Origin of the sequence: Methanocaldococcus sp. FS406-22, assembly GCF_000025525.1 — an archaeon.
Classification (GTDB): domain Archaea; phylum AGJL01; class Methanococci; order Methanococcales; family Methanocaldococcaceae; genus Methanocaldococcus.
Genome location: NC_013887.1, coordinates 148881 through 164656, shown reverse-complemented (window position 1 = coordinate 164656; position 15776 = coordinate 148881). Strand labels below are relative to the sequence as shown.

16 protein-coding genes and 1 CRISPR repeat array are annotated in these 15776 nt (G+C 31.6%); of the genes, 10 read left to right on the top strand and 6 right to left on the bottom strand.

Annotated elements, in window-relative coordinates; genetic code table 11:
- Positions 1 to 155 precede the first annotated feature (155 nt).
- The 7 genes from MFS40622_RS00900 to mvk all read left to right on the top strand — a co-directional run bounded on the left by MFS40622_RS00900 (position 156) and on the right by mvk (position 6368).
- On the top strand, positions 156 to 560 hold the full coding sequence (locus tag MFS40622_RS00900) for a secondary thiamine-phosphate synthase enzyme YjbQ (protein ID WP_012979786.1): 405 nt from the start codon (positions 156 to 158) through the stop codon (positions 558 to 560).
- Between the two features lie 21 nt (positions 561 to 581).
- Entirely contained in the window at positions 582 to 956 is a 375-nt protein-coding gene (locus MFS40622_RS00895; protein ID WP_012979785.1) for a helix-turn-helix domain-containing protein, read from the top strand.
- A gap of 52 nt (positions 957 to 1008) precedes the next feature.
- Positions 1009 to 1590 carry a flavodoxin family protein gene (locus tag MFS40622_RS00890; protein WP_012979784.1) on the top strand — a complete coding sequence of 194 codons (582 nt, stop codon included), beginning with the start codon at positions 1009 to 1011 and terminating at the stop codon, positions 1588 to 1590.
- Positions 1591 to 1667: 77 nt separating this feature from the next.
- A complete protein-coding gene (gene aroE, locus MFS40622_RS00885) occupies positions 1668 to 2522 on the top strand; it encodes a shikimate dehydrogenase (RefSeq protein WP_012979783.1) in 855 nt (284 codons plus the stop codon).
- A gap of 35 nt (positions 2523 to 2557) precedes the next feature.
- The gene (locus MFS40622_RS00880; protein WP_012979782.1) at positions 2558 to 4081 is read left to right on the top strand and encodes a hypothetical protein; all 1524 of its coding nucleotides are present in this window, start codon (positions 2558 to 2560) and stop codon (positions 4079 to 4081) included.
- Positions 4078 to 5097, top strand: a complete 1020-nt coding sequence (locus MFS40622_RS00875; protein WP_012979781.1) for a nucleotidyltransferase domain-containing protein — start codon at positions 4078 to 4080, stop codon at positions 5095 to 5097. The genes MFS40622_RS00880 and MFS40622_RS00875 overlap by 4 nt, the downstream gene beginning before the upstream one ends.
- Before the next feature lie 332 nt (positions 5098 to 5429).
- Positions 5430 to 6368 (top strand): mevalonate kinase, encoded by a 939-nt coding sequence (gene mvk / locus MFS40622_RS00870; RefSeq protein ID WP_012979780.1) that lies wholly within the window; start codon positions 5430 to 5432, stop codon positions 6366 to 6368.
- On the opposite strand, the gene MFS40622_RS00865 is transcribed toward mvk, so the two are convergent.
- From MFS40622_RS00865 to cbiM, 4 genes are read right to left on the bottom strand one after another with little or no spacing between them, the layout of a single operon-like run.
- Positions 6365 to 7204 carry an ATP-binding cassette domain-containing protein gene (locus MFS40622_RS00865; RefSeq protein ID WP_012979779.1) on the bottom strand — a complete coding sequence of 280 codons (840 nt, stop codon included), beginning with the start codon at positions 7202 to 7204 and terminating at the stop codon, positions 6365 to 6367. The genes mvk and MFS40622_RS00865 overlap by 4 nt on opposite strands.
- A 10-nt stretch (positions 7205 to 7214) precedes the next feature.
- On the bottom strand, positions 7215 to 8012 hold the full coding sequence (gene cbiQ, locus MFS40622_RS00860) for a cobalt ECF transporter T component CbiQ (RefSeq protein WP_012979778.1): 798 nt from the start codon (positions 8010 to 8012) through the stop codon (positions 7215 to 7217).
- A gap of 59 nt (positions 8013 to 8071) precedes the next feature.
- Positions 8072 to 8359 carry an energy-coupling factor ABC transporter substrate-binding protein gene (locus MFS40622_RS00855; protein WP_012979777.1) on the bottom strand — a complete coding sequence of 96 codons (288 nt, stop codon included), beginning with the start codon at positions 8357 to 8359 and terminating at the stop codon, positions 8072 to 8074.
- The gene (gene cbiM / locus MFS40622_RS00850; RefSeq protein ID WP_048197358.1) at positions 8360 to 9061 is read right to left on the bottom strand and encodes a cobalt ECF transporter S component CbiM; all 702 of its coding nucleotides are present in this window, start codon (positions 9059 to 9061) and stop codon (positions 8360 to 8362) included. It abuts the gene before it with no gap.
- A 280-nt stretch (positions 9062 to 9341) separates the two neighbouring features.
- Here cbiM and MFS40622_RS00845 point away from each other — a divergent pair, with 280 nt between their 5' ends.
- The gene (locus MFS40622_RS00845) at positions 9342 to 9989 is read left to right on the top strand and encodes a sulfite exporter TauE/SafE family protein (RefSeq protein WP_012979775.1); all 648 of its coding nucleotides are present in this window, start codon (positions 9342 to 9344) and stop codon (positions 9987 to 9989) included.
- 71 nt (positions 9990 to 10060) lie between these two features.
- The gene (gene nifB / locus MFS40622_RS00840) at positions 10061 to 10963 is read left to right on the top strand and encodes a FeMo cofactor biosynthesis protein NifB (RefSeq protein ID WP_048197356.1); all 903 of its coding nucleotides are present in this window, start codon (positions 10061 to 10063) and stop codon (positions 10961 to 10963) included.
- Between the two features lie 8 nt (positions 10964 to 10971).
- Here the strand turns inward: nifB and MFS40622_RS00835 are convergent, their stop codons facing one another.
- Both MFS40622_RS00835 and MFS40622_RS00830 read right to left on the bottom strand, forming a co-directional pair.
- The gene (locus tag MFS40622_RS00835) at positions 10972 to 12129 is read right to left on the bottom strand and encodes a YcaO-related McrA-glycine thioamidation protein (RefSeq protein ID WP_012979773.1); all 1158 of its coding nucleotides are present in this window, start codon (positions 12127 to 12129) and stop codon (positions 10972 to 10974) included.
- Positions 12130 to 12150: 21 nt separating this feature from the next.
- Positions 12151 to 13413: a tRNA(Ile)(2)-agmatinylcytidine synthase gene (locus MFS40622_RS00830; protein ID WP_012979772.1), complete on the bottom strand. Its 1263-nt coding sequence runs from the start codon at positions 13411 to 13413 to the stop codon at positions 12151 to 12153.
- A 479-nt stretch (positions 13414 to 13892) separates the two neighbouring features.
- Positions 13893 to 14740: direct repeats of the CRISPR family, unit length 31 nt; unit sequence GTTAAAATCAGACCTCTTGGAGGATGGAAAC.
- Positions 14741 to 15091: 351 nt separating this feature from the next.
- On the opposite strand from MFS40622_RS00830, the gene rpiA reads away from it, so the two are divergent.
- The gene (rpiA, locus tag MFS40622_RS00825) at positions 15092 to 15772 is read left to right on the top strand and encodes a ribose-5-phosphate isomerase RpiA (protein ID WP_012979771.1); all 681 of its coding nucleotides are present in this window, start codon (positions 15092 to 15094) and stop codon (positions 15770 to 15772) included.
- Positions 15773 to 15776: the final 4 nt, after the last annotated feature.

Sequence of the window (15776 nt, the reverse complement as noted above, 5' to 3'; positions counted from 1 at the left end):
CTTATTCAAGATATCTGCAAAAACTATAATAGCCTTAAATTTAATATTCAAATTACAATCATATTTAAAATTTTAGTAAAGATGTAGCCATACTTTCTTTAAAGAAAATCTTATAAACATAAAAAATTGCCTTATTTATATCAAATGGTGATAAAATGTTATTCAGATATCAAATAAAAACAAATAAAAGAGAAGAGTTGGTGGATATAACTCCTCAAATAGTTTCAGCAATCTCTGAATCAAAGGTTAAAGATGGGATAGCCGTTATCTATGTCCCTCACACAACTGCTGGAGTTACTATAAATGAAAACGCCGATCCATCAGTGAAGCATGATATAATAAACTTTCTTTCTCATTTAATCCCAAAAAATTGGAATTTTACACACTTAGAGGGAAATTCAGACGCCCATATAAAAAGCTCTTTGATTGGATGCTCTCAAACCGTTATTATTAAAGATGGAAAACCGCTATTAGGAACATGGCAAGGGATATTTTTTGCTGAATTTGATGGACCGAGAAGAAGAGAGTTTTATGTAAAGATATTGGCTGATAAAGAATAATAACTATATTGTTGTGATACTATGAAGGATTTTATCATAAACAGGCTAAAAAAATTTACCATCGAAGATTTAATGAGGTGTATTTTAGGATTGCAGGAGATTGAAATAAGAGTTTATTTTGACCTTTTGGAGAATGGAGAAGGAAGTGTGTTGGAGATAGCTGAAAGAGTTAATAGAGACAGAACTACAGTGCAGAAGGCTTTGAGAAGCCTAATGAATTGTGGTTTAGTTAGTAGAAAAAAAGTAACAGAAAAAGTTGGGTATAAATATATATACAACGCCGTAGAGTTAGATAAAGTGAGCGATATTATTGAAGAGTTGTTGGATGATTGGTATCAGAATGTTAAAAAATGGCTTAACTATTTTAGAGAAAGCAGAAATGAGAAAAATTATTAAAGCTATTTTAATAAAAGTAAATTGATAATAATATCGCTATGAGGTGGGAAGTATGAAAGTTATAGGAATAAGTGGTAGTCCAAGACCAGAGGGAAATACAACCTTATTAGTTAGAGAGGCTTTAAATGCTATTGCTGAGGAAGGAATTGAAACAGAATTTATATCATTGGCTGATAAGGAATTAAATCCATGTATTGGATGTAATATGTGCAAAGAGACAGGAAGCTGCCAAATAATTGACGATGTTGATGAGATATTGGAAAAGATGAAAGAAGCCGATGGAATTATTCTCGGCTCACCAGTTTACTTCGGAGGAGTCTCAGCTCAGTTAAAGATGCTGATGGATAGGTCAAGGCCTCTAAGAATAGGCTTTCAATTAAGAAATAAAGTTGGTGGGGCTATAGCAGTTGGAGCAAGTAGAAATGGTGGGCAGGAAACAACAATTCAACAGATACACAACTTTTTCTTAATACATTCAATGATAGTTGTTGGAGATAATGACCCAACTGCCCATTATGGAGGAACTGGTGTAGGAAAAAGTCCAGGAGATTGTAAAAATGATGACATTGGATTAGAAACAGCAAGAAACTTGGGTAAAAAGATAGCTGAAGTTGTTAAGTTAATTAAAAAATAAAATAATTTGAGTGTTTTTGAAATTTTATTTTATTTTTGTTCTTTTTCTTTGTAAATAAAACTAAATTACGTGATAGCATGATAGATGCGAAAACCAAAGTTATTGGATTAATTGGGCATCCTGTAGAGCATTCTTTCTCACCAATTATGCACAATGCTGCTTTTAAAGATAAAGGATTAAATTATGTTTATGTTGCCTTTGATGTCTTGCCAGAAAATTTAAAGTATGTGATAGATGGGGCTAAGGCTCTTGGAATAGTTGGATTTAATGTAACTATTCCACACAAAATAGAGATTATGAAGTATTTAGATGAGATAGATAAAGATGCTCAACTAATAGGAGCTGTGAATACAATAAAAATAGAGGATGGGAAGGCAATTGGCTACAACACAGATGGTATTGGGGCGAGAATGGCTTTAGAGGAAGAAATTGGAAAAGTTAAAGATAAAAATATAGTTATATTTGGGGCTGGAGGGGCTGCAAGGGCTGTGGCATTTGAATTAGCAAAAGATAACAATGTTATAATAGCCAATAGAACAGTTGAAAAAGCAGAAGCATTAGCAAAAGAAATTTCTGAAAAATTAAATAAGAAATTTGGTGAAGAAGTTAAATTTAGTGGGTTAGATATAGATTTAGATGGAATTGATATAATAATTAATGCAACACCAATTGGAATGTATCCGAATGTTGATGTTGAACCAATAGTTAAAGCAGAGAAGTTGAGAGAAGATATGGTGGTTATGGATTTAATCTATAATCCGTTAGAAACAGTTTTATTGAAAGAGGCGAAAAAAGTTAATGCAAAAACAATAAATGGGCTGGGTATGTTGATATATCAAGGAGCAGTTGCGTTTAAAATATGGACTGGTGTAGAGCCAAATATAGAAGTTATGAAAAATGCGATAATTGATAAGATAATTAATAAAAAGTAACAAAAAAGCAAATTAACAAAATTTATTGGGATATTATGGGAAATAAAGAGATTAATATTTTAAAAATAAGGGCAAATCTAATAAAATATGTAGATGTGGAGGAAATTGAGGATTTACCAAGAGTTAAAGTCAAAAGTGTGGAAGAATTTCTTGAAGCGATTAGAGTTCTTGGAAAGCAGGTAATTTGTAGATATGTAGATAATATTGAGCAAATATTTTTCTTTGTAGATAATGGAGTTATATTTTACATCCCTTCTGATGGATTTAAAACATTATTTGACTTGATTAATGCAAAATCTTTAGGGCTGAGTGCTGAGGAGTATTATGAATACTTGGAGCTTGGAGACATTGAAGAATATAAAAAATACAAGTCATCCGGATTTAAATCTATAGAGGAGTATAAAAAAGCTAAAGAACTTGGATTTATTGGTGGGCTTGAAAAACTTGTAAAAGAAGGTATTGCAAGAAAAGTAGATGATAAATATTGCATAGAATACCTCTTTTATGGAATTTTAGAGGAAGAGACCTTTTCAAATGATGCTGAACTCTACTATTTTGCAATAGAAAAGGGTTTCAGTGATTTTGACGAGCTATTTAATGCATTAAAGGCAGGTTTTGGAGATGCTAATGAATATAAAGATGCCTTAGAAAGAGGATTTAAGGATGCTTATGAATACAACGATGCACTAAGTAAGGGGTTTAAAGATGCAGAAGAGTATAGAATAGCAAAAGCTATAGGAGTTGGTAGCAAAAAGGAACTTGAAGAATACATGCAGCTAAAGAGGATTTGTGAAAACTTTGGATTGGAAACTTTCGAAGAGGGATATTTATTGAAAGTTTTGATGGATATGGAGCTTGATGGAGAAATAACATTAAAAGATTTATACAACAAACTAAAAGAAAAAGAAAGGTTGATGAAAATAAAAAAAGATATGTTAAATAAGCTTGCCAATATTTCATCACCTTCATGGTATTCCACAAGATTCACAACAGTAGATGATTTAGAAGAATATTTAGAAAATAGCGAGATTATCTCTTATCTTGGAGAATATCTTAAAGAGGAAAAAATATTTAGAAGAATTTATCCACCAAAACCATCAAGAAGAATCGTTATCATAGATGCCATAAGCGTTTTAAATAATATGCATAACCTCTCACCAAACTCTGTAGAAAGCCTAATCAAAAAGATTAAAAATGCTGGATTTAAGAATATTATTACAGTGATAGATAAGGCAACATACTATAAAATCAGAGGAAAAGATATCTGCAGATTTTTAGCTAACGAATGTAACATCAAAATTAGTGATTCAGAAGATGAAGCTTATAGCCTTATAATTGAATACATCAAAAACTTTGGTGCTTTAGTTATAAGCAATGCCTCATTTAAAGATTATGTAATAAAAGACCCAAAACTATCTCATAGAGAAATTAAAGAGTATATTATCCCATTCACAGTTGAAAATGGGGAGATTAATTTGGATATTGAGTTATTGAGAAAGTTATATACTGAATTGGTTACAAAAAGAATTGAAAAGATAAAAGCAAATGTGGTATCATGAAGGTGAGGATAAGGGATTTTATAGAAACAGTTGAAGGATTGTATTTTGCTGTAAATACTTATTGTCATCCAGAAGATAGAGTTTTTGCATTTTTAAGATATGTTCCTTATGAGTTTGTAGATTTTGAGATAGAAGGGAATAACATTAGAGAGATTAACGGAAAAAGATATGTAAAAATGGCTGAAACTCATAAAGCTTACAAATTTTTAAAAGAGAAATTCAATAAATATTTATTCTATGATGAAATAAACAATGTTCTAATGCATGCTATCCCAAAAGAAGATGTTAAAAGGATACTAAGACCAAAAGATAGATTAAAAGAGATTATTAATGAGGAAAATAATTTAAATGAATTAGAAGAGAAGTGTAGAAAATTGGCTTTAATCTTGGAGGATTATGGGGTTCCAATTAAAAGTATGGGAGTTAGTGGCTCTCTCTTATTAAAATTGAATAGCAAAAATTCAGATATTGATTTTGTAATTTATGGAAAAGATATGCATAAAAAAGGAAGAGAAGCATTAAAACAGGCATTTGAAGATAATAAGTTAAAACCTCTGTCAGACAATTTTTGGAAGATAGCCTATAAAAAGAGGATTAAAGATGGAACTTTAACCTATGAAGAGTTTGTATTTTATGAGAGGAGAAAATATAACAGAGGAATTGTAGATAACACGATGTTTGACTTATTATTCACAAGAGAATGGGAAGAAATAGATGAGAAATATGGAGATAAAAGATACAAAAACTTAGGTTTCATAAAAATAGAGGGAAGGGTTTTAAACGATGATTTTGCCTTTGATAATCCTGCAGTTTATAAAATTGAGTGCTATGATGATGAGAATATAAAAGAGGTTGTTTCATTTACTCACACTTACGCTGGACAGTGCTTTAATGGAGAGGAAATTGTAGCAAGAGGGAAGTTAGAAGAAGTTATTAATAAAAATGGAGAAAAATATAAGAGAGTTGTTGTAGGAACTACAAGAGAGGCATTTAATGAATATATAAAATTAAGGTGATTATCCTGAACACTACCATTCCCACTGCTACAATAAACTCATTAATAGAATATCTCAATCATCGTAAGAAGATATTGGAAGCTATGATTAAAACATTTGAAATAAAATATGGTAGTTTAAAAAATTGAAAGAAAAAATTGAAGAAGAGGGCGTTCCTGAGGATGACCACACTATTTGGGATGATTTGATAGTGTGGGAAAATCCTGACTCTGAATTGAAAAAATTAATAACATTCTTGAGGGGTTAAAGATTTAATAAAAGATTTACCGAAATTGTTAGACTATATTGATAAGTTTATTTTAAAACATGAGTTATTGAAATAGGGGCTTAATATGATAATTGAAACACCATCAAAGGTTATACTATTTGGAGAGCATGCAGTTGTTTATGGTTATAGGGCTATATCTATGGCTATTGATTTGACATCAACCATAGAAATTAGAGAAATAGATAGAAATGAAATAATTTTGAATTTAAATGACTTGAACAAAAGCTTAAGGTTGAATTTAGAGGATATAAAAAATATCAACCCAAATAACTTTGGTGATTTCAAATACTGCCTTTGTGCAATAAAAAACACACTAAATTATATTAATATAGAACCAAAAACCGGATTTGAGATAAATATTAGCTCAAAAATTCCAATAAGTTGTGGTTTGGGTAGCTCTGCCTCAATAACAATTGGAACTATAAGGGCTGTTAGTGAATTTTATGATAAAGAGCTCAAAGATAATGAGATTGCAAAACTTGGCTATACAGTGGAGAAAGAAATCCAAGGAAAGGCGAGTATTACAGATACCTCAACAATAACCTACAGAGGTATCTTAGAGATAAAAAACAACAAACCCAAAAAAATAAAAGGAAATTTTGAAGAATTTTTAAAAAGCTGTAAATTTTTAATTGTTTATGTTGAGGAAAGGAAGAAAAAAACTGCAGAATTAGTTAATGAAGTTGCCAAAATTGAAAATAAAGATGAGATATTTAAAGAGATTGATAAAATTATTGATAAAGCTCTAAAAGTAAATAGCAAAGAAGAATTTGGAAAATTAATGACTAAAAACCATGAATTGTTAAAAAAGCTAAATATCTCCACCCCTAAAATTGATAGGGTTGTTGATATTGGAAATAGATTTGGTTTTGGAGCAAAATTAACTGGAGCTGGAGGAGGGGGTTGTGTAATAATCTTAGTTAATGAAGAGAAAGAAAAAGAATTAATAAAGATGCTAAACAAGGAGAATGTAAAAATTTTTAAATGTAAGATGATAAATTAACGTTTCTCTTTTAAATATTCAGCTAAATTCCTTCTAACTTCTCCAATAGTAAAGCCCCACTCAATAGGGATGTTATCCTTTTTATTCAAAATCTCAATTAAGTGAGCAACTCTCGGCAATCTCAAATTTGCCTTTCTTATTGTCTCAACATCACTGAAAACTTCTTTTGGTGTTCCTTCTTTTAGAATTTTCCCGTCATACATAACATAAACCTTATCAGCATACACAGGAACTAAATCAACGTCATGCGTTGAAATTATTATAGTCATTCCTTTTTTATTCAAATCGTATAAAAGTTTCATTATCTTTGATGCTCCAACAGGGTCTAAACCAGATGTTGGTTCATCTAAGACAATAACCTCTGGTTGCATTGCCAAGATGCCAGCAATTGCTACCCTCTTTTTCTGTCCTCCGCTCAAATGGTGAGGAGGTTTGTTTTCAAATCCTTCCATTCCTACTGCCTTTAATGCCTCTCTAACTCTTCTCTCAACTTCATCCTTAGGCAAGCCAAGATTTAAAGGTCCAAAAGCTACATCTTCTTTAACTGTGGGGGCAAATATTTGGTCATCAGGATTCTGAAAAACTAAACCAACGGTCTTTCTAACTTCTATTAAGCCTTTCTTATCATATTTTATTGGTTTTCCTTTTATTAAAACCTCCCCCTTCCATGGTTTTAAAATTCCATTAAAATGTAGAAATAGAGTTGATTTTCCTGCTCCGTTAGGACCAAGTATAGAGACCATCTCTCCTTTTTTTACTTTAAGATTTATGCCTTTCAAAACCTCTGTTCCATCAGGATATCTAAAATATAAATCTCTTGTTTCAATCATATACATTTGTTTCACCTTAAATTTTTATATATGAGGTTATATTGAAATCCTTTGTTAAATATGCCAATATTATTAAAAATATATCAAATACTGCAATAAATAAGATATATTTGATTGATGGGTTTTCTATCTCATGCAATAATCTTAATTTTCCATCATAACATCTTGACATCATTGTAATATTTAGTTTTTCTCCTTTTTCCCATGCCCTGATAAATAAATGAGCGGCTAAAGCCCCAAGTGAATTATAGGCTGATTTTAAGTTTGAAGTGCCCAATCTTGACTCTTGGGCAAATTTCATTGTTTCATACTCCTCATATAAAACAAAAATATACCTGTATATTAGCATCATCATATCAACAACGACATCAGGCATCTTCAACTCTCTAAATATGTAAAATAACTCAACCATTGGTGTTGTAAAAGCCAAAAACAACATACTACTAACTCCCCCAAGCATTCTTCCCAATAACAAAAATCCCAAATCAATCCCGTCCTTATATACAGGAATTCCAAATCCAAAGATGTTTATTTTAAACCACTCAACTGTTCCAAATAAAAAGGCAAACATTATTAAATTCAATATTCCAAACCCTAATGGAACTCCTATAAACACGGCATAAATTTTCTTAGGAATTTTTGCCTTAAATAACAGTATGAGAGAGATTATAAAAAATATCAACAATGGGACTATTGCTGACTGTGAAAAAACAGAGATTAAAAGTAGGGATAGTGAAAATATAACCTTTAATTTTGGATTTACATGTCTCAACTTATTACTAAAAGCAATATTATCAACGGTGTTGTGCTTCATAAAATTCACCTTAAAAATTTTAAAATTAAAATTTAAGATGCTAAAAAAGATTAAAAGATTTAAGCAGTTATTTCTCTTTTTGCCTTATAATATCCAACATAGTACCCAATAATTATTGCTCCAATTGCTGCCTGTAAGGCAAATAATAAACTTTCAATTTCTCCACTTGGTGGCTCCCATATTGGATGAAACCATGGATGATATCCTGTCTCTTCTATTGTCTCAGTACCTATATCATCAGAACCTTCAAAATACCCTTCTTCTTCACCTTTACCTGCATACATTATTAAAGGTAAGGCAATAATTAAGGCAACTAAACCTAATAAGATTATATGTTTTGTTTCCATTTACTCACCTCCTGCGGGAGAGGGGCTTAAATATGGTCTTAACTCTTCTTCTGGAACTACTCCCAACTTTAACAACAAGTCAGGTCTTAGTTTCTTAATGTAATCCCAAATTATAACTGTTAATAAACCTTCTGCAATTGCTAATGGGACTTGAGTGTATGCATAAATTACAATAAATTTAGTAAATGCTGCTGTGAATGAAGGTATTGGGAATGCAATTGCTAATTGAATAGCGGTTGTAACGTAAGTTAGCCAATCTCCAAACAATGCCGCAAAGAATATTGCAATTGAAGAGTTTAAGCCTGCTTTTATACATAACCTATATGCGATAACTGCAGCAGTAGGTCCAACAATTGCCATTGAAAAATCATTTGCTCCAAGTGTTGTTAAACCTCCATGGGCTAAGAATAACGCTTGGAACAATAGAACTATAGCCCCTAAGACAGCAGTTATAGGAACACCAAATAACACTGCCCCTAAAGCATTACCACATGGGTGAGAACAACTTCCTGTAACTGATGGCATCTTTAAAGAACTTAAGATAAACATGTATGCCCCAGATATTGCAACCAATGGCTTCATTTCTGGACTTTCTTCAAGCAGTTTTTTTAGTTTAATTACTCCATAAGCCATTACAACCCCGGAGACAATCCACCAAAATGCACACCACATTGGGGGAAGATATCCTTCCATTATGTGCAAGCTATCACCCCAAAATAAAATTAAAGGAAACTTAACAATTTTACAGTATTCTTTATCTTATATAAATTTAACGGTGTTTTATTAGTGGTAAAATAAGCTTTAATTGTATTATTTTTAACGAATTTTTTAGTTTTTTATTATTTTTTATTATTACTTTTAATTAAAGACATTTTTAGTATTGATTAATTTTTCTTTTTTAGTAATAAACTATTTAAATAGTAAGGCATCTTAGATAATACTAAGTATTACTAGATTAGCAGATATATAAAAAGTAGTTATTATGGTGATTTTCGTGGAGCTAATATACACAATCACAGCATTCATACTCGGAATGTTGCATGCGTTAGAACCAGGACATGGAAAGAGTGTTGTAGCAGCCTATATCTTAGGAACAAAAGCTGATTTAAAAGATGCTATTTTATTAGGGGTAACTATAACGATATCTCACACAGCAGTAATATTCTTATTAGGAATTTTATCAATTTATTTATTAGAAAGTTTAAATGTAAATGTTGTTCATGACATGATGAGTGTTGTTGGAGGATTAATTCTAATTGCTGTGGGGATTTGGATAGTTAAAAATTATCTCCATCCACATGAGCATAAAGTAGATACAAAAAAGGGAATTATTGCTTTAGGATTATCGGCTGGTTTAGTTCCATGTCCAGCGGCGTTGGCAGTTTTGTTATTGTCAATAGCATCAGGAAATTTATTTGATGGTTTAGTTTATGTTGCAATATTCAGCATTGGATTGGCAATTTCATTAACTGGTTTAGCAGTAGCTTTTGTTGAAAGTAAGGAATTAATTAAAAAATACATTGGAAATAAAAAGGTATCAAAACTTCCTTTAATAAGTGGAGGAATAATTATATTGATTGGATTATACACAATCTCCCATCCAATTATAGAACATTTAAATTTGATTTAGCTTCAAAGAAAGTTTTAAATATAAACTAATATTATAAAATAGATTAAATCTAAACAGAATAATGTGATACTATGGATAAAAAGAAGATGTCAAAATTTGCCCATATAACAAAGGTTCATCCGTGCTTTAATGAAAAGATTCATGATAAAGTCGGAAGAGTCCATTTACCAGTAGCTCCAAAATGTAATATTGCATGCAAGTTCTGTAGAAGGAGTTTGGGTAAAGAGGCATGTGAGCATAGACCAGGAGTAGCTTTATCTGTCTTAAAACCAGAGGATGTTGAGAGCTATTTAAACAGAGTATTAAAAGATATGCCAAACATTAAAGTTGTTGGAATAGCTGGGCCTGGAGATAGTTTATTTAATAAGGAGACATTTGAAACCTTAAAAATCATTGATGAGAAGTTTCCAAACCTTATAAAATGCCTCTCTACAAATGGTTTGTTGTTAAATAAATACTACAAAAAATTGGCTGATTTGAACGTAAAGACTGTAACTGTAACAGTAAACGCCATAGACCCAGAGATTTTGAAGGATATAGTTGAGTGGGTTTATTATGACAAAAAAGTCCATTACGGCATTGAAGGGGCTAAGATATTGATAGAGAACCAGATAGATGGGATAAAGAAGGCTTATGATGAGGACTTAATAATAAAAGTAAATACTGTCCTAATCCCAGAGATAAATATGAACCATGTTGTTGATATTGCTAAAGAGTTAAAGGACTTTGTTTATATGCAAAACATCATTCCTTTAATCCCATTGTATAAGATGAGCAATCTAAGACCTCCAACATGTGAAGAGCTAAAAAAGGTTAGGGAAGAGTGTGAAAAATACATCCCACAATTTAGAGCTTGTAGGCAGTGTAGAGCCGATGCTGTTGGATTACTAAAAGAGAGAAAGATATTAGAAGATTTTCTTAATGAAAAAAACAAAAAACTCAATGTTTTTGAATTGAAGCACTTCTCTCATTAAGAAAAAATTTAATAATACAATTTCTTAACTCTCTCAAAGGCATTTTTTGATAATCTGTCTCTATCTATAGTATAAACTTCCATTTTTGGAATTATAACTCTAACTGCATCAACTCCAACCCTATTTAAATCCACATATATCAATTTATCAAAGCCAAACTCTGAAATCTTGTCTTTAATAAACTCCAAATCCTTTTTTAAATCATAACTTGCGTTGTTTGGCATATCAGATATAGATATCTCCTCCTCATACTCAAACCACTTTCTATGTATTCTTTTTAATATCTCATAAGGGATTTTTGAAGTAAATTCTTCTCTCAACTTAGCATCTCTCCTAAATCCATGTAATTGGGAGGCTCTACTTTGGGCTACTTCAGTTAAAGCCCTTAAGATAGCTATCTCTGGATGCAAATGGCAGCCAACACCAACACACAGCATCAATGGGTTTTTGCTTGAATCATCACTAACAGCAGCAACAACTGGAATCTCAAACTCTGATGTTAAATCTTTCAAGATTATCTCAACTCCAGCTTTTTCATACTTTTCAATCAACTCATGAATTAATGGATTTTTTGCATCCTCTGGATTTATTCTTCTCGGGATTTTTCTTGCTAAATCTGCTAAGCTCCACGCATCCCTCTCTATAACTTCCAAAGTGGCGTGCAAAATAGCTTCATCCAAGTTGTTTCCACTTGCTAAGCCGTTGGTGTTTCCTCTAAACAGCTTTCCAGATGTTGGATAAAAAACAGCATCTGCTGGGATATCAACAACTTCATTATTAATAATATCAATACCTTCAACCCATTCCTTAACGTTTTTGTCAGCATATTGAGGCAGTATTAAATCCTCAATGTTTATTGGGTTGTCTGCCTTTTCTTTAACTTTATTTTTATCATAACCTGCTGAAAATCTCTCTATTGCCTCCATGCATGCAGAGACCTTTGCTTGAATTTCAGTTGCTCCCTTTCCATAGTGTATGGCAATCCCTTCCTTCCCATCTATAACAACTCTCCTCTTTAAATAATAAACAGGGATATTTACTTTATCTAAATGCTGTATATTCTTAATCTCTATTGTTTCTATCTTTTTTAATGCCTCCTGTATTTTTTCGAAGGTCTCTTCTGGTGAGCAAATTCTATAACTTGCTAATGTATATGCTATATCCATGTTAAAAACCTCTTAAAAGTTTTAAATTAAATCAATCAACTGTATTGGCTTACTTAAATGCCTTCTTGCAGAACCTGGCACTTCATAAAATCCGGGTTTCAAATCTCTCTCAACTTCTATCTTTCTAATTTCATCATAAGCAATAGATTTTTTACATTTTTTGCATTTGTAACCAGCTTTTTTACCCTTTGCTTTCAATGTTCCTCCACAGTATGGGCATCTCTTATCCTTAACAAACTTTTTCTCTAACCTTAAGATTTTTATCTTTTCAATATTTATTCCTAATGGCTCTTCTCTAACAGTTCCATAGACAGCTATATAATCCCCAACTATAAGCTTTCTTATAATGTCTCTAAATCCTTTTGTTGGCTCGTAAGCTACACAGTCGATTTCTCCAGTTCCATCTGATAATCTGAATATTACATGCCCTCCTTCTATGTCTCTTGGCTCTTCTATAACTTTACCATAAACAATAACTCCAGTATTTGGATAAATATCTTTAATATTCATCATTCTCAAATGCACATCTGTGCCGTGATTTGTTTTAAAAATCATAAACCTTTCCGGTTTTTCTCCTTCAATCATGTTCATAGCCTTTATTAAAATTTCAGCATCAATTCCTCTAATTCCAAATAAAACAGGACATGGAGTATTTGGTGTTATTAAAACCTTATTGTTTTCATAATCATAGTTGTCAAATGTATAAGGGAATGTTTCTTTATCCATTTTTATAACACTATTTTCATCAATTTCTCTCTTCTTTCCCCACATCTCCTTCTTTCTGTAAGCTAAAAGCTCGTAGGTATAAGGTGGAGTTGATGATATAGCCCCTAAAGCTCCAATTATCCCTCTGCCCAATTTATACTTTATAAACTCCCCTCCAACCTTTAAAATGAATTTTTCAGCATAATCAATGCTAACAATATCATAGAGAACTTTTTTATAGTAGTAGTTGAGCTTTTCCCTATTTTCTTTATATTTTGTTTCATCCAAAAATACAATACCTGGATTTGTGTTTTCACATTCAAAATCAGTATATTTTTCAACTAAACTAATTGTTATATTTTTAATCTCTTCCTTATCTTTTGAATACAGCTCATCTAATACATGTATTGCTACTCCTCCATTACCTCTTGTTTTATATTTAACCATTGGATTCATTCTAATGAGTTTTGGCATATCTACGCTATATCCATTGCCTTTTAACTCCTCTATTAATAACGTTGCTATATAGGTAGTGCAGTATTTATTTGGGCTGTCTGTGTCATCAATACCAATAAACATTTTGCATCACCAAAAAATTAATGATGTATATATACGCTTAAAAGTCCTGTTCAAAAAGCTTAAATAACTTTACAAATTTATTATTTGTGTTATTTAGGGATATATGTTGTTATGTTTGTCTCGTTGAATGTGTTTAGAATTTGATAAGGTTAATGATTAATTAGTATTTAAGGATTTAGAGGATTTAAATTTAATTTCTAAGGGTTTGTTGATTTAATTATTTGGAATGTTTAGATTTATTGAATTATTTAGATTTTTAGAAATTAAGATTGGATATTTAGCTAAATGGGATTTCTCTAACTAATAAGTTAAATTTTCAAATTTAGAAAGATAAAAATGCTCTATTTTATTGATGATGGAAAAGCTTATATAGCGTTGGGTTTATAAATAAAGGTAGTTATTTGCCCTTAGAAAAATATACCTCCGAAAAGCTTAAATATTAGAAGAGTGATTAAAATTATATTGTCGATGATTGCCCTGTTAAAATCAGACCTCTTGGAGGATGGAAACCTGCATCAACCGCTTCAACAACTTCTGACAACCTTAACGTTAAAATCAGACCTCTTGGAGGATGGAAACAGCAACGAATAGGGATAATCAGAAATTTTATAGCATGTTAAAATCAGACCTCTTGGAGGATGGAAACCTCCACAACGTGTTTAATGATGGTTCATCATACCTACTGTTAAAATCAGACCTCTTGGAGGATGGAAACACAACAATCAAAACCCAATAGAGCTTATCATGCAAGTTAAAATCAGACCTCTTGGAGGATGGAAACCTTTAATATTGGTGCGTCCGTCCTTTTGGGTTCTTGTTAAAATCAGACCTCTTGGAGGATGGAAACTAAAATTGTTTGATTGTTGGTGTTTCGAATGATAAATCTGGTTAAAATCAGACCTCTTGGAGGATGGAAACCAAATGGCTGGAACAAATGTTGCATATATTGTTCCATTAAGGTTAAAATCAGACCTCTTGGAGGATGGAAACAAAGATGTTCTAAAGTATGTAAGTGGTATAACAGATGTGTTAAAATCAGACCTCTTGGAGGATGGAAACTTTTCATCATAAACAGCAAAGTATAAAATTTCTTTAGGTTAAAATCAGACCTCTTGGAGGATGGAAACTTGAGTTTTTTCACTTCAGCTTTTACATTCTTTATGATTTGTTAAAATCAGACCTCTTGGAGGATGGAAACATGCATCTAAATGCATCATTACTACTATTATACATGTTAAAATCAGACCTCTTGGAGGATGGAAACGTTACCGTCTGGAGTTACTATTGGAACTTCTGGTTAAAATCAGACCTCTTAGAGGTTTTATTCTCTTTTTAAACCATTAAAATCAAAAGTAAAAAGCTATTTTTATTCTTAAACTCAGTAATACTCACACATCTAAATATACAACAAACTATTTAAATTAGTAATACCAAAAGAGAGAAAATCCCGAGAAAATTTTTCGACCAGTATTAAAAATTATTACAATTTAGATTAAAAAATCCTGAACTCTTTGGAGGATGAAAAGATTTTGTAGTTTTATAATCATGCTCTTTAAGATATGGATTATTTCTTTTTGCTTACTTTAATTTATATTCTCAAATTTATAAATTACAAAAACTTTTTATAACACTCTTAATATTTCAATAACAAACCACAAAGCCATGGAAGAGGGATAGGGTGTCAAATGAAGATTTAAAGCTAAAAGTAGCTAAGGAAGCCGTGAAGTTAGTTAAAGATGGAATGGTTGTTGGATTAGGAACTGGCTCAACAGCGGCTTTATTTATAAGAGAGCTTGGGAATAGGATTAAAGAGGAAGAGCTAACAGTCTTTGGAATCCCTACATCATTCGAAGCTAAAATGTTAGCCATGCAGTATGAAATCCCCTTAGTTACCTTGGATGAGTATGATGTTGATATTGCATTTGATGGAGCTGATGAAGTTGAAGAAAAAACCCTATTTTTAATAAAAGGAGGCGGAGGATGCCATACTCAAGAAAAAATAGTTGATTACAACGCAGATGAGTTTGTTGTTTTAGTTGATGAGAGCAAATTAGTTAAAAAGTTGGGAGAGAAATTCCCAATTCCAGTAGAGGTTATTCCTTCAGCCTATAGGGTTGTGATGAGGGCGTTATCAAACATGGGTGGAGAGGCAGTAATTAGATTAGGAGATAGAAAAAGAGGGCCAGTTATAACGGATAACGGCAACATGATTATAGATGTGTTTATGAATATAGATGATGCCATAGAGCTTGAAAAAGAAATAAATAACATCCCCGGAGTTGTTGAAAATGGAATATTTACAAGAGTAGATAAAGTTTTAGTTGGAACTAAAAAAGGAGTCAAAACACTAAAGAAATAAAATT

Excerpts from the sequence above, each read along its gene's own strand:
- MFS40622_RS00875 (WP_012979781.1), top strand. The coding sequence starts at position 4,078 with ATGAAGGTGAGGATAAGGGATTTTATAGAAACAGTTGAAGGATTGTAT.
- MFS40622_RS00900 (WP_012979786.1), top strand. The coding sequence starts at position 156 with ATGTTATTCAGATATCAAATAAAAACAAATAAAAGAGAAGAGTTGGTG.
- MFS40622_RS00855 (WP_012979777.1), bottom strand. The coding sequence starts at position 8,359 with ATGGAAACAAAACATATAATCTTATTAGGTTTAGTTGCCTTAATTATT.
- aroE (WP_012979783.1), top strand. The coding sequence starts at position 1,668 with ATGATAGATGCGAAAACCAAAGTTATTGGATTAATTGGGCATCCTGTA.
- MFS40622_RS00845 (WP_012979775.1), top strand. The coding sequence starts at position 9,342 with ATGGTGATTTTCGTGGAGCTAATATACACAATCACAGCATTCATACTC.
- MFS40622_RS00880 (WP_012979782.1), top strand. The coding sequence starts at position 2,558 with ATGGGAAATAAAGAGATTAATATTTTAAAAATAAGGGCAAATCTAATA.
- MFS40622_RS00895 (WP_012979785.1), top strand. The coding sequence starts at position 582 with ATGAAGGATTTTATCATAAACAGGCTAAAAAAATTTACCATCGAAGAT.
- mvk (WP_012979780.1), top strand. The coding sequence starts at position 5,430 with ATGATAATTGAAACACCATCAAAGGTTATACTATTTGGAGAGCATGCA.
- MFS40622_RS00835 (WP_012979773.1), bottom strand. The coding sequence starts at position 12,129 with ATGGATATAGCATATACATTAGCAAGTTATAGAATTTGCTCACCAGAA.
- cbiQ (WP_012979778.1), bottom strand. The coding sequence starts at position 8,012 with ATGAAGCACAACACCGTTGATAATATTGCTTTTAGTAATAAGTTGAGA.
- nifB (WP_048197356.1), top strand. The coding sequence starts at position 10,061 with ATGGATAAAAAGAAGATGTCAAAATTTGCCCATATAACAAAGGTTCAT.
- MFS40622_RS00890 (WP_012979784.1), top strand. The coding sequence starts at position 1,009 with ATGAAAGTTATAGGAATAAGTGGTAGTCCAAGACCAGAGGGAAATACA.
- MFS40622_RS00830 (WP_012979772.1), bottom strand. The coding sequence starts at position 13,413 with ATGTTTATTGGTATTGATGACACAGACAGCCCAAATAAATACTGCACT.
- MFS40622_RS00865 (WP_012979779.1), bottom strand. The coding sequence starts at position 7,204 with ATGTATATGATTGAAACAAGAGATTTATATTTTAGATATCCTGATGGA.